At 62.1% G+C, this 25380-nt stretch carries 23 protein-coding genes; 13 read left to right on the forward strand and 10 right to left on the reverse strand.

Annotated elements, in window-relative coordinates; translation table 11 throughout:
* Positions 1-5: 5 nt before the first annotated feature.
* Positions 6-917, reverse strand: coding sequence for a LysR family transcriptional regulator (locus tag CUR33_RS04015; protein WP_289238767.1), 912 nt, complete (start codon positions 915-917; stop codon positions 6-8).
* Between the two features lie 110 nt (positions 918-1027).
* On the opposite strand from CUR33_RS04015, the gene CUR33_RS04020 reads away from it, so the two are divergent.
* The 7 genes from CUR33_RS04020 (at position 1028) to CUR33_RS04050 (ending at position 8710) form a co-directional block, all read left to right on the forward strand.
* Positions 1028-2152, forward strand: coding sequence for a TDT family transporter (locus tag CUR33_RS04020; protein WP_289238768.1), 1125 nt, complete (start codon positions 1028-1030; stop codon positions 2150-2152).
* Positions 2153-2288: 136 nt separating this feature from the next.
* Positions 2289-4289 (forward strand): transketolase, encoded by a 2001-nt coding sequence (gene tkt / locus CUR33_RS04025; protein ID WP_289238769.1) that lies wholly within the window; start codon positions 2289-2291, stop codon positions 4287-4289.
* Between the two features lie 65 nt (positions 4290-4354).
* A complete protein-coding gene (epd, locus tag CUR33_RS04030; protein ID WP_289238770.1) occupies positions 4355-5410 on the forward strand; it encodes an erythrose-4-phosphate dehydrogenase in 1056 nt (351 codons plus the stop codon).
* A 3-nt stretch (positions 5411-5413) separates the two neighbouring features.
* Complete coding sequence (locus CUR33_RS04035) at positions 5414-6577, forward strand: phosphoglycerate kinase (protein ID WP_289238771.1); 1164 nt, start codon at positions 5414-5416, stop codon at positions 6575-6577.
* A 29-nt stretch (positions 6578-6606) separates the two neighbouring features.
* On the forward strand, positions 6607-6924 hold the full coding sequence (locus tag CUR33_RS04040) for an MliC family protein (protein WP_090250020.1): 318 nt from the start codon (positions 6607-6609) through the stop codon (positions 6922-6924).
* A 110-nt stretch (positions 6925-7034) separates the two neighbouring features.
* Entirely contained in the window at positions 7035-8099 is a 1065-nt protein-coding gene (gene fba / locus CUR33_RS04045) for a class II fructose-bisphosphate aldolase (RefSeq protein ID WP_289238772.1), read from the forward strand.
* Positions 8100-8284: 185 nt separating this feature from the next.
* Complete coding sequence (locus CUR33_RS04050) at positions 8285-8710, forward strand: hypothetical protein (RefSeq protein ID WP_289238773.1); 426 nt, start codon at positions 8285-8287, stop codon at positions 8708-8710.
* Here the strand turns inward: CUR33_RS04050 and CUR33_RS04055 are convergent.
* Positions 8707-9672 carry an alpha/beta hydrolase gene (locus CUR33_RS04055; RefSeq protein WP_289238774.1) on the reverse strand — a complete coding sequence of 322 codons (966 nt, stop codon included), beginning with the start codon at positions 9670-9672 and terminating at the stop codon, positions 8707-8709. The genes CUR33_RS04050 and CUR33_RS04055 overlap by 4 nt on opposite strands.
* Before the next feature lie 179 nt (positions 9673-9851).
* Here CUR33_RS04055 and CUR33_RS04060 point away from each other — a divergent pair, with 179 nt between their 5' ends.
* From CUR33_RS04060 to CUR33_RS04070, 3 genes are all read left to right on the forward strand, one after another.
* A complete protein-coding gene (locus CUR33_RS04060; protein ID WP_289238775.1) occupies positions 9852-10307 on the forward strand; it encodes a hypothetical protein in 456 nt (151 codons plus the stop codon).
* A gap of 31 nt (positions 10308-10338) precedes the next feature.
* Positions 10339-11439, forward strand: a complete 1101-nt coding sequence (locus CUR33_RS04065; RefSeq protein ID WP_289238776.1) for a PQQ-dependent sugar dehydrogenase — start codon at positions 10339-10341, stop codon at positions 11437-11439.
* Positions 11440-11519: 80 nt separating this feature from the next.
* A complete protein-coding gene (locus CUR33_RS04070; protein WP_160085765.1) occupies positions 11520-12038 on the forward strand; it encodes a YgjP-like metallopeptidase domain-containing protein in 519 nt (172 codons plus the stop codon).
* Here CUR33_RS04070 and CUR33_RS04075 read toward each other — a convergent pair.
* The 4 genes from CUR33_RS04075 to yccS all read right to left on the reverse strand — a co-directional run bounded on the left by CUR33_RS04075 (position 12027) and on the right by yccS (position 16988).
* Complete coding sequence (locus CUR33_RS04075) at positions 12027-12260, reverse strand: DUF2789 family protein (protein ID WP_090250004.1); 234 nt, start codon at positions 12258-12260, stop codon at positions 12027-12029. The genes CUR33_RS04070 and CUR33_RS04075 overlap by 12 nt on opposite strands.
* 36 nt (positions 12261-12296) lie before the next feature.
* Positions 12297-12779, reverse strand: coding sequence for a GreA/GreB family elongation factor (locus tag CUR33_RS04080; protein WP_289238777.1), 483 nt, complete (start codon positions 12777-12779; stop codon positions 12297-12299).
* A 138-nt stretch (positions 12780-12917) separates the two neighbouring features.
* Positions 12918-14714, reverse strand: coding sequence for a diguanylate cyclase (locus CUR33_RS04085; protein WP_289238778.1), 1797 nt, complete (start codon positions 14712-14714; stop codon positions 12918-12920).
* 96 nt (positions 14715-14810) lie between these two features.
* Positions 14811-16988 carry a YccS family putative transporter gene (gene yccS, locus CUR33_RS04090; protein WP_289238779.1) on the reverse strand — a complete coding sequence of 726 codons (2178 nt, stop codon included), beginning with the start codon at positions 16986-16988 and terminating at the stop codon, positions 14811-14813.
* Positions 16989-17188: 200 nt separating this feature from the next.
* On the opposite strand from yccS, the gene CUR33_RS04095 reads away from it, so the two are divergent.
* Positions 17189-17935, forward strand: a complete 747-nt coding sequence (locus CUR33_RS04095; RefSeq protein WP_289238780.1) for a substrate-binding periplasmic protein — start codon at positions 17189-17191, stop codon at positions 17933-17935.
* 4 nt (positions 17936-17939) lie between these two features.
* On the opposite strand, the gene CUR33_RS04100 is transcribed toward CUR33_RS04095, so the two are convergent.
* Entirely contained in the window at positions 17940-19130 is a 1191-nt protein-coding gene (locus CUR33_RS04100; RefSeq protein WP_448703093.1) for an NAD(P)/FAD-dependent oxidoreductase, read from the reverse strand.
* Between the two features lie 128 nt (positions 19131-19258).
* Between CUR33_RS04100 and CUR33_RS04105 the strand changes: the two genes are divergently transcribed.
* Entirely contained in the window at positions 19259-19996 is a 738-nt protein-coding gene (locus CUR33_RS04105; RefSeq protein WP_289238781.1) for a substrate-binding periplasmic protein, read from the forward strand.
* Between the two features lie 34 nt (positions 19997-20030).
* Here CUR33_RS04105 and CUR33_RS04110 read toward each other — a convergent pair whose 3' ends face one another.
* The 3 genes from CUR33_RS04110 to CUR33_RS04120 form a co-directional block, all read right to left on the reverse strand.
* The gene (locus CUR33_RS04110) at positions 20031-21266 is read right to left on the reverse strand and encodes a diguanylate cyclase domain-containing protein (protein ID WP_090249989.1); all 1236 of its coding nucleotides are present in this window, start codon (positions 21264-21266) and stop codon (positions 20031-20033) included.
* A gap of 61 nt (positions 21267-21327) precedes the next feature.
* Positions 21328-22707, reverse strand: a complete 1380-nt coding sequence (gene dbpA / locus CUR33_RS04115) for an ATP-dependent RNA helicase DbpA (RefSeq protein ID WP_289238782.1) — start codon at positions 22705-22707, stop codon at positions 21328-21330.
* Between the two features lie 60 nt (positions 22708-22767).
* Positions 22768-24987 carry a primosomal protein N' gene (locus CUR33_RS04120; RefSeq protein ID WP_289238783.1) on the reverse strand — a complete coding sequence of 740 codons (2220 nt, stop codon included), beginning with the start codon at positions 24985-24987 and terminating at the stop codon, positions 22768-22770.
* 157 nt (positions 24988-25144) lie between these two features.
* On the opposite strand from CUR33_RS04120, the gene rpmE reads away from it, so the two are divergent.
* The gene (gene rpmE / locus CUR33_RS04125; protein WP_090249983.1) at positions 25145-25360 is read left to right on the forward strand and encodes a 50S ribosomal protein L31; all 216 of its coding nucleotides are present in this window, start codon (positions 25145-25147) and stop codon (positions 25358-25360) included.
* The last annotated feature ends 20 nt before the right edge of the window (positions 25361-25380 follow it).

Here is a 25380-nt window from a genome sequence, read left to right on the forward strand (position 1 = left end):
CAATATCAAAAAGTTTTGATATTGCTCTTGCTGGTGCTCAGTGCCTGTTCAACCTGTTCCAGCAGCGCCGCCGCCGCGGGGCTCAGGCTGTGTTCACTGCGCCAGACGGCATGCAGATCGCGGCTGATCTGTAAGTCGCGAACGGGCAGGTGGCACAGCTGTCCGCTGCGCAGCTCCTCCTGCACCGCAAGTTCGGAAATCCAGGCCACGGCTTGGCCGGCCAGCAAGCTGCGTTTTAGCGCCTCGCTGTTGCCCAGGGCCATGGCGACACGTGGTTGCAGGCCGAGCGCCTGATAGGCCTGCTCCAGACTGGCGCGGGTTCCGGAGCCCGGTTCGCGTATCAGCAGGGCGGCGTCGGCCAGTTCCCCTGGGCTGACGGCCGTCTGCTTGGCCAGCGGATGCTTGGGGCTGGCGACGGGCAGCAACGCATCCGTGCCAAGGTGACGGTGATTGAACTGTTCCGGGGCGAATGGCCCTTCGATAAAGGCCAGGGTGATGGCGTTATCTTCCAGCTGTTGTAGGCAGGCCGCGGTGTTGTCGATCTGCAGGCTCAGCTGCAGGTCGGGGTGCTGCTGATGAAACGGTGCAATCAGCGCTGGTAGCAGGTAGCTGCCCAGAGTAGCGCTGGCACCCAGGTGCAGCTCGCCGCAGCCGAGGTTGGCGAAGGCCTGCAAGTCACGTTCGGCGGCCTGCTCCAGAGCAAAGATGCGCTCGGCGTAGGGCAGCAGGCGTTGTCCGGCAGCGGTCAGGGTGACGCCACGGCTTTGTCGGTCAAACAGCGGCAAGCGCAGGCGTGCTTCCAGCTCGCGGATCTCACGGGTCACCGCCGGCTGGCTGATAAAAAGGCGGGCGGCTCCCGCGCTGATACTGCCGGTCTGGGCGATGGCGAGAAAGACTTTGAGGTGATGCAAATTCATAAATAGAAGGTATGCCTTGTATCTTTTATATGTATTTTACCTATAGCACGGCTGTGCCTAACCTCCCAGTCATGGATCGCCATTGGCGATTGTCTGTGAGGAATGCCGTGATGTTGCGCCCATTTACCCGTTTGCATGAGCCGCTGGCTTTTGTTCGTCAATTCACCCCCAACTGGTTCGCAATGACCATGGGCACCGGCGTGCTGGCGCAGGTGGTGGCCAAGCTGCCGCTGACTTTCCCTGGGCAGCTGCTGCTGGCCGAAGGCCTATGGTGGCTGACGGTGCTGCTGTTTGGTCTGTTCAGTGTGCTGTTTGCCGCGCGCCTGCTGCTGTTTCGCGACACTCTGTGGCCGATGCTCGATCACCCGGTGCAGTCGATGTTTCTGGGGGCTATCCCCATGGGGCTGGTACAGGTGATCAACGGCCTGCTGCTATTTGCCGTGCCGCAGCATGGCGACGCCCTCGTGACACTGGCCCATGGCTTGTGGTGGCTGGCGCTGGTCTTGGCTCTAGGCGCTGCTCTCGGCGTGCCGTATTTGATGTTCACCCGGCAGAAGCATGTGCTGGAAACCCTGACCGGGGTTTGGCTGCTGCCGATTGTCGCCCCCGAGGTGGTGGCCAGCGGCGCGGCAGCACTGGCGCCGCATCTGGCGGCTGAGTCGGCACAACTGCTGCTCAGTCTGGGCTATGTGCTGTGGGGCTTGTCGCTGAGCTTGGCGTTTGCCCTGATCGCTCTTGTGCTGTTGCGCCTCGCTCTGCACAAGTTGCCGGATATGGATTTTGCCGCCAGCAGCTGGCTGCCACTGGGGCCGCTGGCCACCGGTTGCCTGGGCTTGATCAGTCTGGGGCAGGCGGCGCCTCACGCCTGGCAGGGCACCGCGTTGCAGGGCGCGGCCGAAATGGCGCAGCAGCTGGGTCTGGTCGGTGGGTTGGCGCTGTGGGGTGCGGGGTTGTGGTGGTTGGTCGCGGCCAGCCTGTTTACCCAGCATTACATGCGCCGTGAGCTGCCCTTCAACCTGGGTTGGTGGGGGTTCACCTTCCCGCTGGGGGTGTTCACCCTGGCCACCTTTGCTCTGCAGCAGATGACCGGCTTGACGTTCTTTATGTGGATGGGCCTGTTGCTGGCGGCCAAGCTGGTGCTGGTCTGGTTGCTGGTGATGCGCCGCACGCTGCACGGTTTGTGGCACGGCGAGCTGTTTCGCGCCCCTTGTCTGGCCACGCAAGCGTCGATTTGAGGCGGCTGACGGGAGCTAATTGCCGATTGTCCGGGGTTAACGACCATCTGTGATTGCCCCCATGGCGCCGCTGGGCGAAAATGGCCGCCTTTTTCGACCCCCCAGTTGCCCAAGCAGCCCCGCAGGAGATTCAGTGATGCCCAGCCGTCGTGAGCGAGCCAATGCCATTCGTGCCCTCAGCATGGATGCCGTGCAGAAAGCCAACAGCGGCCACCCCGGTGCCCCGATGGGCATGGCGGATATCGCCGAAGTCCTGTGGCGTGACTTCCTCAAGCACAACCCGAGCAACCCGAAATTCGCCGACCGTGATCGCTTTGTGCTGTCCAACGGCCATGGCTCGATGCTGATCTACTCGCTGCTGCACCTGACCGGCTACGACCTGGGCATCGAAGACCTGAAAAACTTCCGTCAACTGCACAGCCGCACGCCGGGTCACCCGGAATACGGCTACACCCCAGGCGTGGAAACCACCACTGGCCCGCTTGGCCAGGGCATCGCCAACGCCGTCGGTTTCGCCATTGCCGAGAAAGTACTGGGCGCGCAGTTCAACCGTGACGGCCACCAGATCGTTGACCACTTCACCTACGCCTTCCTCGGCGACGGCTGCATGATGGAAGGCATCAGCCATGAAGTCTGCTCCCTGGCCGGCACCTTGGGCCTGGGCAAGCTGGTGGCGTTCTATGACGACAACGGCATTTCCATCGACGGTGAAGTCGAAGGCTGGTTCACTGATGACACCCCGGCGCGCTTCGAAGCCTACGGCTGGCAGGTGATCCGCAATGTCGACGGCCACGATGCTGAAGAAATCAAGATGGCCATCGAAACCGCGCGCAAGACCAGCGACCGTCCGACCCTGATCTGCTGCAAAACCACCATCGGTTTCGGCTCGCCGAACAAGCAGGGCAAGGAAGAGTGCCACGGCGCGCCGCTGGGCAACGACGAAATCGCCCTGACCCGCGCCACCCTGGGCTGGAACCATGGTCCGTTCGAAATCCCGGCCGACATCTATGCCGAGTGGGATGCCAAGGCTGCCGGTGCCGCCGCCGAGGCCGAGTGGAACGAGCGCTTTGCTGCCTACGCCGCCGCCTTCCCTGAGCTGGCCAGCGAGTTCAAGCGCCGCGTCGCCGGCGAATTGCCCGCTGACTTCGCTGAGAAGACCGCTGCTTATATTCAAGAAGTGGCCGCCAAAGGCGAAACCATCGCCAGCCGCAAGGCCAGCCAGAACACCCTGAATGCTTTCGGCCCGCTGCTGCCGGAATTCCTCGGCGGTTCGGCGGATCTGGCCGGCTCCAACCTGACCCTGTGGAAAGGCTGCAAAGGTGTGTCGGCAGACGACGCGTCTGGCAACTACATGTTCTACGGCGTGCGCGAGTTCGGCATGAGCGCGATCATGAACGGCGTGGCCCTGCACGGTGGCTTCGTGCCCTACGGCGCGACCTTCCTGATCTTTATGGAATACGCACGCAACGCGGTGCGCATGGCCGCGCTGATGAAGCAGCGTGTGTTGTTCGTGTTTACCCACGACTCCATCGGCCTCGGTGAAGACGGCCCGACCCACCAGCCAATCGAGCAGCTGGCCAGCCTGCGTGGCACGCCGAACCTCGACACCTGGCGCCCATGCGACGCCGTTGAGTCCGCCGTGGCGTGGAAATATGCCATCGAGCGCAATGACGGCCCGAGCGCGCTGATCTTCAGCCGGCAGAACCTGCCGCACCAGAGCCGCGATGCCCAGCAGCTGGCTGATGTCGCTCGTGGTGGTTATGTGCTGAAAGACTGCGCGGGTGAGCCGGAACTGATCCTGATCGCCACCGGTTCGGAAATCGGCCTGGCCATGCAGGCGGCGGCCAAGCTGGAAGAGCAGGGCCGTAAGGTGCGCGTGGTGTCCATGCCGTCGACCAGCGTGTTCGACCAGCAGGACGCCGGCTACAAGCAGGCGGTGCTGCCGCTGCAGGTCAGCGCGCGTATTGCAATCGAAGCCTCGCATGCCGACTACTGGTACAAATACGTGGGTCTGGAAGGTCGCATCATCGGCATGACCACCTTCGGTGAGTCTGCCCCCGCGCCGGCGCTGTTCGAGGAATTCGGCTTCACCGTCGAAAACATCCTGGAAACCGCCGCCGAGCTGCTGGACGCCTGATCCGGCGAATGATGGGTGATGCCGCGTGCGGCTCACCCATCCTAAGGTTCCCTATCGAGATCACCATGCCCAAGCGCCCCTATCGAATTGCCCTCAACGGTTATGGCCGTATCGGCCGCTGCGTGCTGCGTGCGCTGCATGAGCGGGGCGCCGGGGCACAGCTGGAAATCGTCGCGCTGAATGACCTGGCCGATCAGGCCAGCATTGAATACCTGACGCGTTTCGACTCCACCCACGGGCGTTTCCCCGGTGAGGTGAAGGTCGACGGTGATTGCCTGCATATCAATGGTGACTGCGTAAAAGTACTGCGTCAGGCCAGCCCGGAAGCCATCGACTGGGCGGCGCTAGATATTGACCTGCTGCTCGAGTGCTCCGGCCAATACACCAGCCGCAGCGAAGCGCAGCGCTTTATCGATGCTGGCGCGCCGCGCGTATTGCTGTCGCAACCGATGGCCAGTGAGGCAGATATCGACGCCACGGTGGTCTACGGGGTCAATCAGGATTGCCTGAGCGGCGCCGAGCTACTGGTGTCCAACGCCTCCTGCACCACCAACTGTGGTGTGCCGCTGCTCAAACTGCTGAATGAAACGGTGGGTATCGAATACGTGTCGATCACCACCATCCACTCGGCGATGAACGACCAGCCGGTGATCGACGCTTACCACCACGAAGACCTGCGCCGCACGCGCTCGGCCTTTCAGTCGGTGATTCCGGTGTCTACCGGGTTGGCCCGTGGTATCGAGCGCCTGCTGCCAGAGCTTGCCGGGCGTATCCAGGCCAAAGCCATTCGTGTGCCGACGGTGAATGTCTCATGCCTGGACATCACCCTGCAGACCGCGCGTGACACCTCCACCGAGGAGATCAACCGCGTGTTGCGCCAGGCCGCGGAAAGCGGCCCGCTCAAGGGCTTGTTGGCCTACACCGAACTGCCGCACGCCAGTTGCGACTTCAACCATGACCCGCATTCGGCCATCGTCGATGGCAGCCAGACTCGCGTCTCCGGGCCGCGTCTGGTCAACCTGCTGGCCTGGTTCGACAACGAGTGGGGGTTTGCCAACCGCATGCTCGATGTCGCTGAACACTTTCTCTCCCTGACTACTCCAGCCCCCGTGAAGGACTGATATATGACCGTTCTGAAGATGACCGACCTCGACCTCGCCGGTAAGCGCGTGCTGATCCGCGAAGACCTCAACGTGCCGGTAAAAGACGGCGCGGTGAAGAGCGACGCGCGCATCCTCGCCTCGCTGCCGACTATCAAGCTGGCGTTGGAGAAGGGCGCAGCGGTCATGGTCTGCTCGCACCTGGGGCGTCCGACCGAAGGCGAATTCAGCGAAGAGAACAGCCTGGCCCCGGTCGCGGCCTACCTGAGCAAGGCCCTGGGCCGCGACGTACCGCTGGTAAAAGATTACCTCGGCGGAGTTGAGCTCAAGGCTGGCGAGATCGTGCTGTTCGAGAACGTACGCTTCAACAAGGGCGAGAAGAAAAACGCCGATGAACTGGCCCAGCAGTACGCTGCGCTGTGCGACGTGTTCGTTATGGACGCCTTCGGTACCGCTCACCGCGCCGAGGGTTCGACCCATGGCGTCGCCAAGTTCGCCAAGGTGGCCTGCGCCGGCCCGCTGCTGGCTGCCGAGTTGGAAGCCTTGGGCAAGGCGCTGGGTAACCCGGCCAAGCCAATGGCCGCGATCGTTGCCGGCTCCAAGGTGTCGACCAAGCTCGACGTGCTCAACAGCCTGAGCCAGATCTGCGACCAGCTGATCGTCGGCGGCGGCATCGCCAATACCTTCCTCGCGGCAGCCGGTTTCCCAGTGGGCAAATCGCTGTATGAGGCCGATCTGGTTGAGACCGCCAAGGCCATCGCGGCCAAGGTCAACGTGCCATTGCCGGTTGATGTGGTCGTCGCCAAAGCCTTCGCCGAAGATGCCGAAGCCACCGTCAAGCTGGTGGCCGATGTGGCTGAAGACGACATGATTCTGGATATCGGCCCGCAAACTGCCGCGCAGTTTGCCGAGTTGCTGAAATCCTCGAAAACCATCCTGTGGAACGGCCCGGTCGGGGTGTTTGAGTTCGACCAGTTCGGCAACGGCACTAAGGTGCTGGCCCAGGCCATCGCCGAAAGCCCGGCGTTCTCCATTGCCGGTGGCGGCGACACCCTGGCGGCTATCGACAAATACGGCGTTGGCGCGCAGATCAGCTATATCTCCACCGGTGGCGGTGCGTTCCTCGAGTTTGTCGAGGGCAAGGTATTGCCGGCGGTTGAAGTGCTGGAACAACGCGCTAACGCATAAACAGCCTGATCATGGAGCGAGTCCCGATAATGAAACGGATTACCCTGCTGGCATTGCTCAGCCTGCTTGGCGCCTGCGCCAGTCAGCCTGCACCGTCGGATAACTGGACGCGCTGGGTGTGCGACAGCCAGACCGAAGTGCTCTGGCGTTTCGCCGACAGCAGTGCAGAGTCCGTCGATGTGCGCCTCGGCGGCGGTGATATCGTTTATCGCTTGCAGCAGGAGCCCGCTGGCTCGGGTGCGCTGTACAGTGACGGGATGTTGTCTTTTCACACCAAAGGCGAGGAAGGACTGGTCTACTGGACGGCCAAGGATGACCTGATCGGCCGTGGCTGCAAGGCACCCTGACAATGACTTGAATACAGGCCGGGTTCACTCCCGGTCTGAATGACTTGAATAGCGCCTGCCCCTGCGGCAGGCTTGCACGATTAACGAGCCCCACCGGGAGAAAGAACACCATGGCACTTATCAGCATGCGCCAGATGCTCGACCACGCCGCCGAATTCGGTTACGGCGTGCCGGCTTTTAACGTCAATAACCTCGAGCAGATGCGCGCGATCATGGAAGCGGCCGACAAGACCGATTCCCCGGTGATTGTTCAGGCATCGGCCGGTGCCCGTAAATACGCCGGCGCGCCGTTCCTGCGTCACCTGATCCTGGCTGCTATCGAAGAATTCCCACACATCCCGGTGTGCATGCACCAGGACCACGGCACCAGCCCTGACGTCTGCCAGCGCTCGATCCAGCTGGGCTTCAGCTCGGTAATGATGGACGGCTCGCTGAAAGAAGACGGCAAGACCCCGGCCGACTACGACTACAACGTCCGTGTCACCCAGCAGACCGTGGCGTTCGCCCACGCCTGCGGCGTGTCCGTTGAAGGTGAACTGGGTTGCCTGGGTAGCCTGGAAACCGGCATGGCCGGTGAAGAAGACGGCGTTGGCGCCGAAGGCGTGCTCGATCACAGCCAGATGTTGACTGATCCGGAAGAAGCTGCCGACTTCGTCAAGCGCACCCAGGTCGATGCCCTGGCCATCGCCATCGGCACCAGCCACGGCGCGTACAAGTTCACCAAGCCGCCCACCGGTGACATTCTCGCGATCGACCGCATCAAGGCTATCCACGCGCGCATCCCCAACACCCACCTGGTGATGCACGGTTCCTCGTCGGTACCGCAAGAGTGGCTGGCGATCATCAACCAGTACGGCGGCGACATCAAAGAAACCTACGGCGTGCCGGTTGAAGAAATCGTTGAAGGCATCAAGTACGGCGTGCGCAAGGTCAACATCGACACTGACCTGCGCCTGGCGTCCACCGGTGCCATGCGCCGCCTGATGGCCGAGAACCCGAGCGAGTTCGACCCGCGCAAATTCTTCGGTGCCACCGTCACCGCTATGCGCGACATCTGCATCGCCCGCTACGAAGCCTTCGGCACCGCCGGCAACGCCTCGAAGATCAAGCCGATCTCCCTGGAAGGCATGTTCCAGCGTTATGCAAAAGGTGAGTTGGCCGCCAAGGTCAACTAACCCCAGACGATCAGCTGCGCGTCGGCGCTACGGCGTTGAAAGCAGCCTCGGAATGCTTATGTACAACTCGTACACTCCGCTTCCTCGGCTGCTTTCGCCTTGTATCGCTCTAGCTCGCAAGATCGTTCGTAATTTGTACTTAGAGCCCCGCCGATGCGGGGCTTTTTGTTATCTGGAGGGCATAGATGTACAGATCGATCGGGCTGTTGGTGGCATTGGTTCTGTTGGCCGGCTGTGCGGCTCAGCCGCATGTGAGTGAGCCGATTGCTCCAGTGTTTGTGGCAAGCGATCCGCAGCGCTGTGATAGCCGCGCCGAGTGCACCACCAAGGTCTCGCGTACCCTGCTGTTTGTCTTCGACTATGCGGCGGCCGGTGCGCCGCTGGTGCAGCGGAATGGGCGCTTGCTGTTTACCCCCGCCGATGCCCCCCTCACTGACTGGCCGGCGCTGACTATCCGTCTGGCCGAAGCCGAGCAGAGCGCCTTTGCTTTCAATGCGCAGTGCCGGGCACAGGCCTGTCGCCTGACGGCCCCGCAGCTGCTACAGATCTACCGCAGTTACCTGGCGGACAAACCCTGTGCATTCAGTCCGGCGGTGTGCCGTATCGACTAACGCGGCGGCAGGCTGGCGAGAAACGCCAGAATCGCCGCCTGTACCCGTGGCGTGTCCTGCGGCGAGAGGATGTCGCCGGCCAGCACATGGTGTGACGGGTCCTCGGTGTCCTTGAGGGCGATCAGCTGCTTGTGCGCTGAGCCAAAGCGAGCAAAGGCCGCTTCGATGGCCGGGGCGCTGACCACCTGATCGTCCTGCGAATAGAGTGTGAGAATCGGTGCGCTGATCTGCTCCAGCGGCTGCTCACGCACATATTTCACCAGCGCCATCAGCGGCAGCAGCGCCTGTACCGGGTAGCGGTGGCTCCAGTAGCGCGCCTGTTCGGCGTTGCGCGGTTGCCATTGATGTTCCGGGCCCAGCAGCAAGGGCACAAAGTGCGTCGCCCAGGGCCAGGTGAGCACGGTCGCGGCCGGGTCTTTGGGGGCAAAGTTCGGCGACACCATGATATAGGCCAGCACCTGCGGGTTATCGCCCTGCAGCGCCAGCCAAGTGGCTAGGGTGGCGCCGGTCGAGGTGCCGATCACCAGTACCTGTTTACCCAAACGCTGACCGATCTGCATTGCCTCCTGGCTGTCCTGCAGCCAGTCCTGCACGCTGGCCTCGGCCATCGCGGCGCCGCTTCGGCCATGACCGCTCAGGCGGGTGTAGAACAGGTTGGCGCCCAGTTGCCGGGCCAGTTGATCGCTTAGCGGCGCGGTTTCCTGGCGAGTGGCCGAGTAACCATGCAGGTAGATGATCGCCAGGTCGGTCTGGCGTTGGTCTGGGTGGGCCCAGACGATGGTCTTTTCCGCGCCGGGCGTGATGTCCGGGTAAGGTGCTTCTGTCTCGGTCAGGTAGCGGTCGAGGTCGGCAGGGAGCTGGATCGCTGTCAGTTGGGTATCGACGGGTGGCACGGGACCGAGGCTGAACGCCACGGCAAACAGCGCGAGAATCAGCGCGCAGAGGGGTAGGGCTTTTTTCATCGTGCGGTTCTTGTGTGGGTTGTTGTCGGCAGGATGGCTGCTGGCATTCTGCTACAGCAGCTGTAGCTGCGCCTATCGCCCATTTGTGGGCTTGGTAAAACCATGTAAAACACCGGCCACGTGCAGCGCGGCGCGCTGGTCCATACTCGGGCCACCGTCGTCTCTGGATATCTGTCTGCATGCCAAGCAAATTGCGCACTCTGTTGTACTTCTTTCTGGCTGTGCTGCTGGCGAGTGTGATGGGCACTGTGCTGCAGACCCAGTTCAATCTGGCCAACCTGCAGGCGCTTGGCGCGCCCATGCCGCTTGGTGTACGGGTGCAGACCACCTGCCTGGACCTGCTGGGCTTTAGCCCGACCTTCGCGGTGCTGGTGATCCTCGGTTTTATTTTTGCCTTGCCAGCCGCAAGCCTGTTGGCGCGCCTCTGGCCAATGGGCCGCTGGCTGCTGTTTACCCTGGCCGGTGCGTTGGCGGTGCTGGCGGCGATGGCGCTGGCCAATGCACTGCTACCGATGCCAACGCTGATTGGCGCCAACCGCACGTTTGCCGGCACCTTTGGGCTGATGGCCTGCGGCAGCCTGGGCGCGCTGTTATTTGCCGTGCTGATGCGGCGCTCATCGCCGGCGCAATCCTGATTTATCCCTCTGCAAGCAAAAGGCCCGAATCATGCTGAATACGTCCCGCGCTCTGTTGTTGTCTGGTCTGCTTGGCAGCAGCTTGGCGCACGCCATGGATTACCGCATCGAAACCGTGACTGAAGGTCTGGAGCATCCCTGGTCGCTGGCCTTCTTGCCGGATGGCCGCATGCTGGTAACCGAGCGCGTCGGCCGCCTGCGCATCATCGAGCAGGACGGCAGCCTTAATCCGCAACCGGTTGGCGGCGTGCCTGAGGGGTTTGTCGCCGCCCAGGCCGGGCTGATGGAGGTGCTGCTTGACCCGGAGTTCGCCAGTAATCAGCAGCTGTATCTGAGTTATGCATACGGCACGACCCAGGCTAACAACACCCGTCTGAGCAAGGCGCGGCTGGTCGATGGTCAGCTGCAGGATGTGCAGGTGCTATTTACCGCACAGCCGGCTAAGTCCGGTGCTGCGCATTACGGTGGGCGCATGGCCTGGCTACCGGATAACACCCTGGTACTGACCCTGGGCGATGGTTTCGACTGGCGCGAGCAGGCCCAGAACACCAGCAACCACCTTGGCAAGATCGTGCGCCTGAACCGTGACGGCAGTGCGCCGAAGAACAACCCGCTGGTGGGCCAGGCCGGCGCGGCGGCGGAGATCTACAGCCTGGGCCATCGCAACGTGCAGGGCATCGTCTATGACAATCAGCTGCAGCGCCTCTACAGCCACGAACACGGCCCACGCGGAGGCGACGAGCTGAACCTCATCGAGCCCGGCAATAACTATGGCTGGCCGTTGATCACCTATGGCATCGACTACACCGGTGCGCAGATTTCGCCCTACACCGAACTGCCCGGCCTGCAGCAACCCTTACTGCACTGGACACCGTCGGTCGCTCCTTCCAGCCTGACGATTTACCGCGGGGCTCTATTCCCAGAATGGCAGGGCGATCTGTTTGCTTCGACCTTGGCTGAGCGCAGTGTGCGACGCATTCGTCTGCAGGACGGCAAGTTGGCCGGTGAGGACGTGCTGTTCGAGGAACTGGAAGAGCGTATTCGCGATGTGCGTGTCGGTCCGGATGGTGCGTTGTACCTGCTCACTGACAGTGCAGATGGTCGGTTGCTGCGGGTTGTACCGAGCCAGTAGCTGGGGTGCCAAAAGCCGCCCTGGTTGCGCGCGGCTTGCGGCATAATCCTCGGCTTTCCCGTGTATACGCCATTTTGACAATGACCCCGCTCAAATACCTGCAAGGCTACCCGGCCCAGCTGCAAGACAAGATCCGTCAGCTGATTGCCGAGGAGCGCCTGGGCGATTATCTGGCGCGGTCTTACAGCGGCAAGCACGCGGTTCAAAGCGACAAAGCGCTGTACGCCTATATCCAGGGTCTCAAGCAGGAGCACCTGCGCAATGCTCCGGCCATCGACAAGGTGCTCTACGACAATCGCCTCGACCTGACCCATCGTGCTCTCGGTTTGCACACGGCAATTTCGCGGGTGCAGGGCGGCAAGCTCAAGGCGAAGAAGGAAATTCGCGTGGCCTCATTGTTCCGCGAGGCCGCGCCGGAGTTTTTGCAGATGATCGTGGTGCACGAGCTGGCGCACCTGAAAGAGGCTGAGCACAACAAGGCCTTTTATAAACTCTGCGAATACATGCTGCCGGGCTACCACCAGCTGGAGTTCGACCTGCGTGTTTACCTGACCTGGCGGGAACTGCCAGGAACAGCAGGCGTGCTGTCAGCCACGTAGCAGCAGGTTGAGCTGATCCACCACCTCGGCCCATTCAGCGTCGGCTAAGAACTGTTGGCGCAAAAAGTCGGCCTGGGCTGGGTCCCAGAACGGTGCATCGGCCAGTCGGCAGTCTTCCGGCAAGGGGGAGTGGCGCTTGATAAAGAGGTCGATGCTGATCTGGTCATGCTCAAGCCCCAGTTGCTGGAACAGTGTTTCAAGCTCTTGGACGTTGGCTTGCATAGCGGTCTCCCGTTAACGCTATCGGCTAATAGCCCTTTAGTCGACCGACAGAATCTCCAACAGTTGCACACCACTGGCCACGTGCAGGGTCACTTCGTCGCCAACGGTCTTGCCAATAAGGATCAGCCCAAGGGGCGCTTGCGGGCCGATCACCTGTATTGACTGGCCGTCCTGCTGCAGTTTCATCGCTGCGCCGTCCGGGCCTAGGAATAGGCATTGGCGGCGATTTTCATCGTCGCTCAACTCAATCAGTGCGCCGAGCTGGATGCCCAGTAGAGGGTCAAACGCGCGTAACACCAGGAGCTTCCAGTTTGCCAGGGTCTGACGAATGGCGGCCGCACGGCGCGCCTGCCCGGTGGCTAGATAAGACGCCTCCAGACCTAGGGTGTCGTATTTGTTTTCAGCGATATTTTCTTCATGGGTCGCCGTTTCATAGGCGGTGAGCGCCGCCTGTTGAGCCTGCAGCAGGTCATCTTCGAGGCGGGCGATTACCTGTTTCAGCAGTTCGGTCTTGTTCATGGCGGGCACTTTCTGGGCAGGCGTGCAGGGTAGCGGAAAAGCATTGGCGCGGGCAGCTGACAGCTGTGCTCCCTCAAGGTCGTGCGGGTGCTGCATTAGTTAGCTGACAGGCTGGCACCGAGTACTTTTAGCGAGGCCTCAGCCAAGCTGGGTGCGGTTACGGCCTGCCGCTTTGGCTTGATACATCGCCGCGTCGGCCCGGCGAATCAGGGTTGTGGTGTCGTCTTCGTCATGGCTCAGGGCAATGCCGATACTGGCCGCGACATGCACGGTGTGTCCTTCGAGGGTCATCGGCTGATTCAGGCGGTTGAGCAGGCGTTCGGCAAGCTGCTGGACGGCCTCGGCTGACTGCACGCTTTCGCAGACCATCACGAATTCATCGCCACCCAAACGTGCCGCCAAATCACTCTCGCGCATTTGCAGGTTGAGGCGCTGGGCGACTTCAGCCAATACCAGGTCACCAAAGCCGTGACCATATAGGTCGTTGATGGGTTTGAAACCGTCCAGGTCAATCAGCATCACGGCCAGTAGCTCTTGGCGGCGCTGGTTGCGGCTTAGTGCCTGGGTCAGGTGCTGCTGCAGTGCCGTACGGTTGGCAAGGCCCGTTAGTGGGTCGCGCATGGCTTGCTCGCTAAGGCGCTGGTTGGCCTCCTCAAGTGCCTGAGTACGCTCGGCCACCCGCTGTTCGAGTACCCGTTCGTTGTTTTGCAGGGCAGCCTCTCGCTGCCGCTTCAGCTCATTGAAACGCGCTGCAAGGGCGAAAGACAGCAGGATCATTTCCAGGCTTGAGCCAATTTGCATGGAATAGAGCGTCAGAAAATTCGATGGGATGATGGCGAAGTTACGCAGTGCCAGCAGCACTGCGCCGGTCAGCAACATCATCCAGGCTAGGGCAAATAAACGGGCACCTGGCACACGGTAGCCGACGCAGACGAAGCTGGTGAGCAGGAGCATGAGCGTGACTGTCAGCCCGGTCAGCGACATGGTCTGCAAGGCGCGCTGCACTGGCAACAGCAAGGTGGCCAGAACGGCCAGTGCTGTCGCGAAGCAGAGCACGACCAGTACACGATCCCAGCGTGGTAGCCACTGACGTGTGTCGAGGAAGCTGCGGGCAAATATCGCCGAGAAGAGGGCTGCCAATGTCAGGCTGACGGGCAGCATGCGGTTGCTCCAAGGTGCTGCCTGCGGCCATAGGTATTGTGCGCCGAGACCGTTGAGCGACAGTACGCTGAGGGCAAAGGCGCACATAAACAGCACATAGTTGAGAAACGGACGCTCGCGTAGCGCGAGAAATAGCAGAAGGTTGTACAGACCCAAGGCAATCAGCAAGCCGCAGTAGATCGCATGCACCAGGTAGCCGCGTTGGCTGTGCTGCTCGAAGTCGCTGAGCGACATCAGGCTGCCGCTCAGCGTCATGCTGCCAGCCGATTCGACGCGCAGGTACAGGGTGCGTTGCTCGCCAGGTTGCAGGGGTATGTCGAATACGGGCGTGCGGTGGCCGATGCTGCGCTCTGAGTAGGGCACGGTATCGCCAGAGCGTGATGTGCGTATACCGTCTGATCCGACATCGTACAGGCGTACTTCATCCAGCGAGGGGTAGTCCAGCTCTACGCGCCAGGTACGCGCTTGCAAGGTGTGTGAACGCAGCTGCAGGCGCAGCCAGACAGCCCCGCGGGTGTAGCCGAAGCTGAGATCCTTGCGATGACGAAAGTCGGCGTCGACCTGCCGTATATCTTTCAGGGTCAGTGTGCCGCCGGGGTCCGCCAGGTAATCGGCCAGATCATTGAGGTTTTGCGCGGGTGTGTGGTCGTCGAGGCGTATTTCAGCCTGGCTCAGTGGCATTACCAGCAGCAGACAGAACGCTAGGACCAGGCTGCTTAGGCTGCTTAGGCTGATCGGTAGTGATCGGTTAGCGGTATTCCTGGCGGTGAGCATAGAGCGACCAGAGTGCTATACGTGCGCTGGCATACTGGCAGAAAGCCTGCTCTATGCGCTAGCCAATAGTGGCTGGCTACGCCGTATAGCCTGAGGTTAAGCCTCAGGTTGGCGTTTTTGCAGGTGTGAGGCCAGGGTGCGCAGTGGTCCGAGCTGGCGGCAGATCAGCGCCAGTTGGGTTTGCACCAGACGTTGTTGGTCATCCAGGTCGTCGCTGAGCTGTTCCAGTGCCGCAGCCAACTGCTCTTCGGCGTCACTGTGGATGGCCACCGTGCGCTCGTCGTCGAGGCAGCTGGCAATCTCGTCCAGGCTGGCGGCCAACTGGCTGGCACTGGCCAGCAGCGGGTTGTCGCTGCCTCTCAGGCTGGTTTCACCGCGGTGTGCGCCAAGGCCCGAGAGGTAGCTCAACAGGGTGTGCGAGAGCACCAGAAAGCGGAAGCCGATATCCGCATCCTTACGAAAATGCCCCGGTTCCATCAGCATATTGCCCAGAGTGGTCGACAGTGTGGCGTCGGCGTTATGCGCATTGCGTCGCGCCAGGCGGTAGGCCAGGTCGTCACGTTTGCCGCTGGCGTATTGGGCGATGATCTGCTGCAGGTAGCGGCTGTTGCAGCTCAGGGTGCTGGCGAGCAGGCGATTCAGGCGACGGCCCTGCCAGTCCGGCAGGATCAGCAATACGGCCAGGCCGGCGATCAGGCTGCCGAGCAAGGTATCGACCAGGCGTGGAATAAACAGCCCGTAGCCATCGCCGACCTGGTTGAAGCAGAACAGCACCAGCAGGGTGATGGCGGCGGTGGCCAAGGTGTAGCGGCTGCTGCGCAGGGCAAAGAACACCACCCCGGCGACCACCGCAAACAGCGCTTGCACCAGCGGATTTGGGAACAGGTCAAACAACGCCCAGCCGAGTAGCAGGCCGAGCACCGTGCCGCTGATACGCTGCACCAGCTTGAGCCGGGTCGCGCCGTAGTTGGGCTGGCAGACAAACAGCGTGGTCAGCAGAATCCAGTAACCCTGGGTTGGGTGAATCCAGTGCAGCATGCCGTAACCGGCCGCCAGCGCGATGGACAAGCGTAAGGCGTGGCGAAACAGCAATGAGGTCGGCGTCAGCTGCAAGCGCAGGCGTTCCCAAACATCCTTGAGCGAGTGCGGTTCGCGGTCGAGCAGGCTGCTGTCCTGCTGCTCCGCCATGGCGTCGGGGTTGCTGGCGTTGCCCAGTAGTGCATCCAGGCTGCGCAGGTTGCCGGCCAGCGCGCCGAGGGAGCGCAGCAGGTGACGCCAGGCTGGGTTGCTCTGCACGCGCAGGTGTTCGAGGGAGTCGTGCAGGTCGTCCAGCGCCTGGCGGCACAGCTCGCGGTATTCGAATGGCTGACGCAGCTCGATGGCCTGGGCCAGGCGCTGACAGGCTTCGCCATGCAGGCGCAGCAGGCGCTGGCAGCGAAACAGCACATCACTGTGGAAGAACGCTTCGGCCAGCTCGTTATAGGGGTAGTGCGAGGAACTGGCGCGTTCGTGGATGTCCTGGGCAAGAAAGTACAGTTTCAGGTAGCGGCTGACTTTCGGTCCCGGCCGCCCATTGCCGACTCGGTGCAGGATGATTTCCTTGGCCGCATTCAGTGCCGCCACCACGCGGCCGTTCTGTTTGGCCAGGGCCAGGCGGCGTTCCTCCACGTCCAGCTGACGCAGCGGTTCGAACAGCGCGGCCTTGAGCGTGAGGTACTGGCCCAGCTCGCGAAACAGCCGCGCCAGGCTGTGCTGCACCGGCTGGTTGGCGAACAGCGCATTCCACAGCACCGACAGCAGGCCATACCAGGCTGCGCCCGCCACCAGCAGTAATGGCTCCTGCCAGAGGCCCGCCGCGCCGCCGCGCTGCTCCACGCCGATCATGCTGTACACCGCGAGAATCAGCGTGGCCGCGCCGAGGGTGGCGTAGCGTTCGCCCAGCGCGCCGAGCATGGTCAGGGCAAAGCTCGACAGCGCCAGGGCGCAGACGAACAGCCAGGGGTAGGGGAACAGAAATTCCACCGCATAGGCCGCCACGCTGAAGCAGCCGAGGGTGACCAGCAGTGCCACCACGCGGCCCTGCCAACTATCATCAGTTTCCGCCAGGGCGCTGGCGATGACGCCGAGAAACAACGGGATCAGCGCATGCATCCAGCCCTGCGACCAGCACAGTAGCAACGCGCCGCTGAGGGCGATAAACACCCGCAGGCTGTAGCTGAATTTATCCTGGGCCCAGAGGCGACGAAGCGAGTGGCGCAGCGCAGTGGACGGCATGGCCCGACCTTGATCAACCGTAACAGGTAGCAGCCTAACGGAGTCTGTGTCGACTTGGCAGCTGTAAGCCGTGTTGCCACCGATTAAAATGTGGCGCCGATCGATGGGTTGGTGTGAATCACGGCGGCCGGGCTACGCTTAAACTATCCGCCATTCGCGAGGCATCTGCCGTGTTGTACACCTGTGTGCGTGGATTGCTCGTGTTGCTGCTTGTCTGCTTGTCGTGCAGGGTTTTACAGGCTCAGCCGCTGCGCTTCTACACCGAAGAATACCCACCCATCAATTTCAGCGAGAACGGCGAACCCAAAGGGCTAGCCACTGAAGTGGTGCAAGCCATTCTGCAGCGCACCGGGCAGAGCGCGCCGATCAGCGTGGTGCCTTGGGCGCGTGGGTATCAGGAGGCCTTGACCCGACCGAACACTGGCTTGTTTGTGGCCATGCGCACCCGTGAGCGTGAACAGCTGTTCAAGTGGGTCGGGCCGATTACCCGCAACGTCACCAGCTTCTACGCCCTGCGCCGCTCTTTTCTATCGATCAGCCGTTTAGAAGAAGCACGCGAGTACGGCGAAATTGCCGTGCCGCGCGACTGGTACAGCCATCAGCGGCTGCTGGCCGAGGGCTTCAGCAACCTCACCCCGGTAACCGGGCCGGCGCAGGTGGTAAGCATGCTCAAGCTCGGTCGGGTCAAGCTGATGGTGCTGGATAACCTGAGCATCAATGCCCTGCTGGCACAGGGCGATATCCAGGCGGATGAAGTGCAGCTGTTGTTCGACTTCATGCACAGCGACAGCTACATCGCTTTTTCCCTGCAGACGGATGATGCGTTGATCAGCCGCTGGCAAAGTGAACTCGACGCGATGAAGAGGGATGGCAGCTTTACCTTGATCCACCAGAAGTGGTTGCCGGGTGAGCCGTTGCCGCCGCTTGAGCCTGCCCCAGCGCCCTGAGTGGTCAGACGTACTGGGCTGCCGCGTAGCCGGAGGCCCAGGCCCACTGGAAGTTGAAACCGCCCAGATGCCCCGTCACATCCAGCACCTCGCCGACAAAATACAGCCCCGGTGACTTTAGCGACTCCATGGTTTTAGATGACACTTCGCGGGTATCGACGCCACCCAGGGTAACCTCAGCGGTGCGGTAACCCTCGGTGCCGGCTGGCACCAGTTGCCAGTCGCCGAGCTGCTCGGCAATCGCCTTGAGTTCGGCGTGGGTGTACTGCTTCATCGGTTTGGAAGCGAACCAGTTGTCGGCCAACAACCCGGCCATCTTTTTGGTAAACAGCTCGGCGAGCAGGGTTTTCAGTTCGCTGTTGGGGCGTTCGCGTTGTTGCTGATCCAGCCACTCGGGCAGGTCGATATGCGGCAGCAGGTTGATACTCACGGCATCGCCGGGTTGCCAGAATGAGGAAATCTGCAGAATCGCCGGGCCGGACAGGCCACGGTGGGTGAACAGAATATTTTCCTTGAAGCTCTGGCCGTTGCAGCTCACCACACAATCCTCGACTGAGGTGCCGGACAGCTCGGTGCACAGCGCTTTAAGCTGCGGGTCGGTGAGGGTAAATGGCACCAGGCCGGCGCGGGTCGGCAGCAGCTCGTGGCCGAACTGCTTGGCCACCTGATAGCCAAAGCCGCTGGCGCCGAGGGTTGGAATCGATAGGCCGCCAGTGGCGATCACCAGCGATTCACAGCGCACCAGGCCGGCGCTGGTCTGCAGCTGATAACCATTGTCCCGCTTGCTGATCTCGCTGACCGAGGTGTCCAGGCGCAGCTCGACGCCGGCTTCATCGCACTCGCTCAGCAGCAGGCCGAGGATGTCGCTGGCCTTGTTGTCGCAGAACAGCTGGCCGAGTTTCTTCTCGTGGTACGGCACGCCATGCTTGGCCACCAGGCCGATAAAGTCCCACTGGGTGTAGCGCGCCAGGGCCGATTTGCAGAAGTGCGGATTTTCCGAAAGAAAATTGCTCGGTTCACAGTACATGTTGGTGAAATTGCAGCGCCCGCCACCGGACATCAGGATCTTCTTGCCGGCTTTGTTGGCGTGATCCAGCAGCAATACCTGGCGTCCGCGCGTAGCGGCCGTCAATGCACACATAAGCCCGGCGGCACCGGCTCCGATAATCACGACCTGGGGAGTAAGCACAGCCATTTCCTCAACCTGCGACACGCGCCAAGGCTGGCGCAAAACAGCGCGCATATTAGCGCATGGCCAGTAGGGTGTGGCTGAGCCAGTGATCGACTAGGATTAGTGCTCTGCTTTCTCTGGAATCGCCGTTGATGAATGGACTGCGTGCCTGCCTGCTGTCGTGGCTGCTGTTGGCGCCTCTGTATGGCCATGCTGCAGAGACCTTACGGTTGGTGGCGGACCCTTGGCCGCCATTCAATGACCAGACGCTGCTGAACAACGGGGTGGCCTCTGACCTGGTGACCACCGCCCTGGCCCGCGCCGGCTATACCACCAGTTATGTCCAGGTGCCGTGGGAGCGTGCGGTGCGGGGGTTGCAGCAAGAAATCTACGATGTCCTGATCAACGCCTGGTACACCGATGAGCGGGCTGTGTTTGGCCATTTCTCGCAGCCCTACCTGATTAATCGCATTCGTTTTCTGCAACGGAAGGACAGTCATATCAACTTCCGTACGTTGCCGGATCTGTACCCCTATAGCATCGCTGTGGTGCGCGGGTATGCCTACTCCAGTGAGTTTGATCTGGACAGTCGTTTGACCAAAGTGGGAGTGGTGGGCTTCGAGGTGGGCGCGCGGATGTTGCAGGCACGGCGGGTGCAGCTGACCTTGGAGGATGAGCTGGTGGCGCGCTTTCACCTGAGTCGCAGCCTTGCCGGGATTCGCGATCAGTTGGAGTTTCTGCCGCAGCCGTTGAGCGAAAACGGCCTGCACATTCTGGTTAGCCGCAAGCATCCGCAGCATCAGCAAATTGCTGATGCTTTTAATAAGGCGATTGAGGACATGCGCGCCGATGGCAGTTATGCGCAGATCTTTCTGCGCCATGGGCTCTAGGACCTAATGCTGCATCGCCAGCAGACCGCATGGATTACTGCCAACAGTTGCGCCCGCGGCCTTGGCTCTTGGCCTGATACAGACGCAGGTCGGCCTGGTGCAGCAGGCTTTCCAGGTCATCAGGAGCGCCATGATAGATGCCGGCACTGAATGACAGTGCGGGTGCGCCGATGGCGTACTTCAAGCTGGCGCAGTGCGTGCGCAGCTGATCCAGGGTGTCGCTGAGGGTGGCGGCGTCCTGCTGGCTGACCATGGCAAATTCTTCCCCGCCCAGGCGACCGAGTAGAGCGTCTGGGAAGGTGGCGGAAAACGCCCGGGCAAAGCCGATGAGTGCCGCATCACCACTGGCGTGACCGTGGTCATCGTTGATCCGTTTGAAAAAGTCCAGATCGAGCATCGCCACACTCAGGTCACGGCCACCGGAGCGGGCTTGCTGGAACAGCTGTTGGCCATGTTCATAAAACGCACGGCGATTATTCAGGCCGGTGAGGGCGTCGTACTGCGCCGCTTGTTTTAACGCACGCAGCAGGTCGCGGCGTTCCAGGGTCGACATCACCCGGCAGTTGAGCTCTTCCGAGCAGAACGGTTTACGCAAAAAGTCATCGGCACCGTGCTTGATAAACTTGGCGCTGAGCGAGCCCTTGGTGTCGGCGGACAGGCCAAGAATGATCAGCTCGTGGCGCTTCATCTTCTGCCGCAGCAGTTTGACCAGGTCAAAACCGCTGAGTCCCGGCATGCTGTGGTCGACCACCAGCAGGTCGATGTCCGGCTGTTCCTTGAGGATCCTCAGGGCTTCATCGCCGTCGCAGGCCTCAATAATCTGGTAGCGATGCGGGGTCAGCACGTGGCGGATGTAGTGGCGTGTGGCATCGGAGTCCTCGGCGATGAGGATCTTCACGGTGCTGTTGCTTTCCAGGCGGTGCAGCAGGCGGAAGGCGTACTCGTAGGAGTGCTGGCTTTCCTTGAGGACGTAATCGACCACGCCCTTGAGCAGCATCTGGTCGCGGCGCTGTTCGTTGTAGGTGCCGCTGAGCACGATGCAAGGCAGGTGATAGCCCATCACCACGTCGACGATTTCACCGTCCGGGGCGTCCGGTAGGTTGAGGTCGACGATCGCGGCAAAGAACAGCTCCGCCGAGGTCTCCAGCATCACCTGGGCTTCACCCAGGGACGCGCAGAAGATCGGCTGGAAGCCGGTTTCCTTGCGGAATAGATGCTCGAGAATCTTCAGCACCAATGGGCTGTCTTCGATCACCAGAATATTGCGCAAGGGTGCTACTCCTCTGTCGCTGGTCGCGTCACGGCGACCGTCTGTTTAGCGCTTATGGCAACTATAGGGTACGGATACGCAGCGAGCGGCCCTTGATTTTGCCTTCACTCAGGCACTTGAGTGCCTGCATGGCCACGACCCGTTCAACGGCGACATAGGCCTGGAAGTCGAAGATCGCGATCTTGCCAACCTGCGCGCCAGGGATGCCCGCCGCGCCCGTCAGTGCGCCGAGAATATCGCCGGGGCGCAGTTTATCTTTACGACCCGCGCCGATGCACAGGGTGATCATCGGCGGCTGTAATGGCGCGCCGCCCTGGTGCTTCAAGCTGCTCAGTGGGTGCCAGTTGAGCGGGGCCTTTTGCAGGGTTTCGATGGCTTGAGCACGGTGGCCTTCGGCCGGGGCCACCAGACTCATGGCCAAGCCCTTTTCACCGGCACGGCCGGTACGGCCAACGCGGTGAATGTGAATTTCTGAATCACGCGCCAGTTCGACGTTGATCACCATGTCCAGGGCGTCGATATCCAGGCCGCGGGCGGCCACATCGGTGGCCACCAGCACCGACAAGCTGCGGTTGGCAAACATCGCCAGCACCTGATCACGGTCGCGTTGTTCTAGGTCACCGTTCAGCGCGGCGGCCGAAATACCTTTAGCGGTGAGGTGATCGACCACTTCCTGGCACTGCTGCTTGGTAAAGCAGAAGGCCACGCAGGACTGCGGGCGATAGCTGTTGAGCAGCTTGACCACCGCGTCCATGCGCTCTTCTGGCGCGATTTCGTAGAAACGCTGCTCGATCTGTGTGTCGTCGTGCAGGGCGTCCGCTTTGACCTGCTGTGGATCGCGCATAAACGTCGCGGACAGCTGCTTGATCCCGGCTGGGTAGGTGGCGGAGAACAGCAGGGTCTGCCGGCGTGTCGGGGTCTGGCTGATGATGTCGGCGATGCTGTCGTAGAAGCCCATGTCGAGCATACGGTCGGCTTCGTCGAGCACCAGGGTGTTCAGACCGTCGAGTTTCAGCGTGCCTTTGCTCAGGTGCTGCTGGATGCGCCCCGGGGTGCCGACGATGATCTGTGCGCCATGTTCCAGCGAGCCGATCTGCGGGCCAAACGGCACGCCGCCGCACAGAGTCAGAATTTTGATGTTGTCCGCAGAGCGCGCCAGGCGACGCAGCTCTTTGGCCACCTGGTCGGCTAACTCGCGGGTCGGGCAGATCACCAGTGCCTGGCAGCCAAAGTAGCGCGGGTTAAGCGGGTTGAGCAGGCCGATGCCGAAGGCGGCGGTCTTGCCGCTGCCGGTCTTGGCCTGGGCAATCAGGTCCATGCCCTTGAGCATTACCGGCAGGCTCTGCGCCTGAATCGGGGTCATCTCGGTGTAACCGAGGGACTCGAGGTTCGCCAGCATGGCGGCGGAAAGCGGCAGAGAAGAGAAAGCGGTGTGGGTCACGGTACAGGCCTGCTAAACGAAATGGCGTGCAGTGTAACAGGCTGCGCGCGGCGGCCTGTCTTAGAACAGATCGATGGGGTCTACGTCCAATGACCAGCGTACCGCACGGCCGCTGGGCATTTGTTCCAGTGCATGCATCCAAGTGTTGAGTAAGCGATGCAGCGGCGCGCGGGCGTTTGCCTGCACCAGCAGCTGGGCGCGGTAGCGGCCGGCGCGGCGCTCCATTGGCGCTGGCACCGGACCAAGCAGTTCGATGCCGCTGAGTTTCAGCTCGTTCAGCAACAGCTCAGCTTCCGTGCAGGCATCGTCGAGAAAGCCTTCGGCCTGCCCGGGTTTATGCGCTTCGGCGCGCAGCAGTGCGAGGTGGCAGAACGGCGGCAGGCCGGCGCTGCGCCGTTCGCTAAGGGCCTGTTCGGCGAAGGCGAAGTAGCCCTGCTCGGTCAGTTGCACCAATAAAGGATGGTCGGCCAGGTGGCTCTGGATAATCACTTTGCCCGGCTCTTCGGCGCGTCCGGCGCGGCCGGCGACCTGCACGATCAGCTGGGCCATACGCTCGCTGGCACGAAAATCGGCGGAAAAAAGCCCACCATCGGCATCGAGAATCGCCACCAGAGTGACGCGCGGGAAGTGGTGACCCTTGGCGAGCATCTGTGTGCCGACCAGGATGCACGGCTCGCCGCGCTGCACGGTGTTGAACAAGGTGGTCATAGCCTCCTTGCGCGAGGTGCTGTCGCGGTCGACGCGCAAGACCGGCACGTCGGGGAAGAGAATTTCCAGGCGTTCTTCGGCGCGCTCGGTGCCCGCGCCGACCGGGCGCAGGTCGACGTTGTTGCACTTTGGGCAGTTGCTTGGCTGGCGCTCGACGTGGCCGCAGTGGTGGCAACGCAGCTCGCGTGAGCGCTGGTGCACGGTCATGCGTGCGTCGCAGCGCGGGCACTCGGACAACCAGCCGCAGTCGTGGCAGAGCAGGGTCGGGGCGAAACCGCGGCGGTTGAGGAACACCAATACTTGCTGGCCGGCTTGCAAGGTTTGCGCGATGGCCTGTTGCATGGGGCCGGAGATGCCGGAATCCAGCGGTCGGCTTTTCACATCCAGGCGCAGAAAGCGCGGCTGCTTAGCGCCGCCGGCGCGCTCCCGCAGGTGCAGCAGGGCGTAGCGGCCACTGTGGGCGTTGTGCAGGCTTTCCAGCGAGGGCGTGGCCGAGCCCAGCACGATCGGGATATTTTCCTGATGGGCGCGTACCACCGCCAGGTCGCGGGCGTGGTAGCGCAGACCTTCCTGCTGTTTATAGGAGGCGTCGTGCTCCTCGTCGATGATGATCAGCCCCGGCCGCTGCATGGGGGTGAACAGCGCCGAGCGGGTGCCGATGATGATGTCCGCCTCGCCATCGCGCGCCGCCAGCCAGGCGTCCAGGCGTTCGCGGTCATTCACTGCCGAGTGCAGCAGGGCAATACGAGCGTTGAAGCGCCGCTCGAAACGCGCCAGGGTTTGCGGACCGAGGTTGATCTCCGGGATCAGCACCAGAGCCTGCTTGCCGGCCTCCAGAGTTTCGCGGATCAGCTGCAGGTAGACCTCGGTCTTGCCGCTGCCGGTGACCCCGGCGAGAAGAAAGGCGTTGAAGCTGCCGAAACCTGAGCGGATTGCCTCGCTGGCCGCGCGCTGCTCAGCATTTAGCGGCAGTTCCGGCTGCGCCAACCAGTTGGCGTGACGCTCGCTCGGCGCATGACGGCGCACGTCAATCTGCACCAGACCCTTTTCCAGCAGCAGGTCGAGGCTGTCCTTGTTCAGCTGCAGTTTGCTCAGCAGTGCATGGGCAACGCCGTGGGGGTGCTGGGCCAGGGTTTTCAGGGCGTCGCGCTGACGCGGTGCACGGCTCAGGCGGGGGTCGTCCAACTGCGCGCCGGCGGTGACCGACCAGAAGCGCTGTTGGCGTACTTCCGCCGGCTCGCCCTGGCGCAGCAGCACTGGCAGCGCCCAGCTCAGGGTGTCGCCCAGACTGTGCTGGTAATACTGCGCGGTCCACAGGCACAGCTTGAACAGTGCGGGCGGCAGTGGCGATTGGGCGTCCAGTAATTGCAGGGCGGGCTTGAGCTTGTCGGCCGGCACGTCGCTGTGCTCCGTGACTTCGATCAGGATGCCGATCATCTCGCGTCGACCAAACGGTACGCGCAGCCGCGCACCGGGCTGCAAGGCGCTGCGCGGCACACCGGGCGGGGCACGGTAGTCGAACAGGCGGCGCAGCGGCGAGGGCAATGCGAGGCGCAAAATGACGTCGGGCAAGCGGTGGGCTCCTGGTTGCAGGGGGGCGATCTTAGCATGCTGCCAGTCGACGGCCGGCCTTGCGTCGCGGCGGTGCTCTGGTATTATCGCCGGCCTATTTCCGTGCGGTACCTGACAATAGTGTCTGGTGGCGGCACGACAGCCCTGAGGAATCATCATGAAAGCCGATATCCACCCGAACTATGTAGCCGTCACCGCCACCTGCAGCTGTGGCAACGTGATCGAAACTCGCTCCACCCTGGCCAAGCCGCTGAGCCTGGACGTGTGCAACGAGTGCCACCCGTTCTACACCGGCAAGCAGAAAATGCTGGATACCGGCGGCCGTGTTGATCGCTTCAAGCAGCGTTTCGGCATGTTCGGCGCCAAGCAGTAAGCTTGCGCACAGCGACGCAG

The sequence above is a fragment of the Pseudomonas sp. FEMGT703P genome, assembly GCF_002786345.1.
Classification (GTDB): domain Bacteria; phylum Pseudomonadota; class Gammaproteobacteria; order Pseudomonadales; family Pseudomonadaceae; genus Aquipseudomonas; species Aquipseudomonas peli.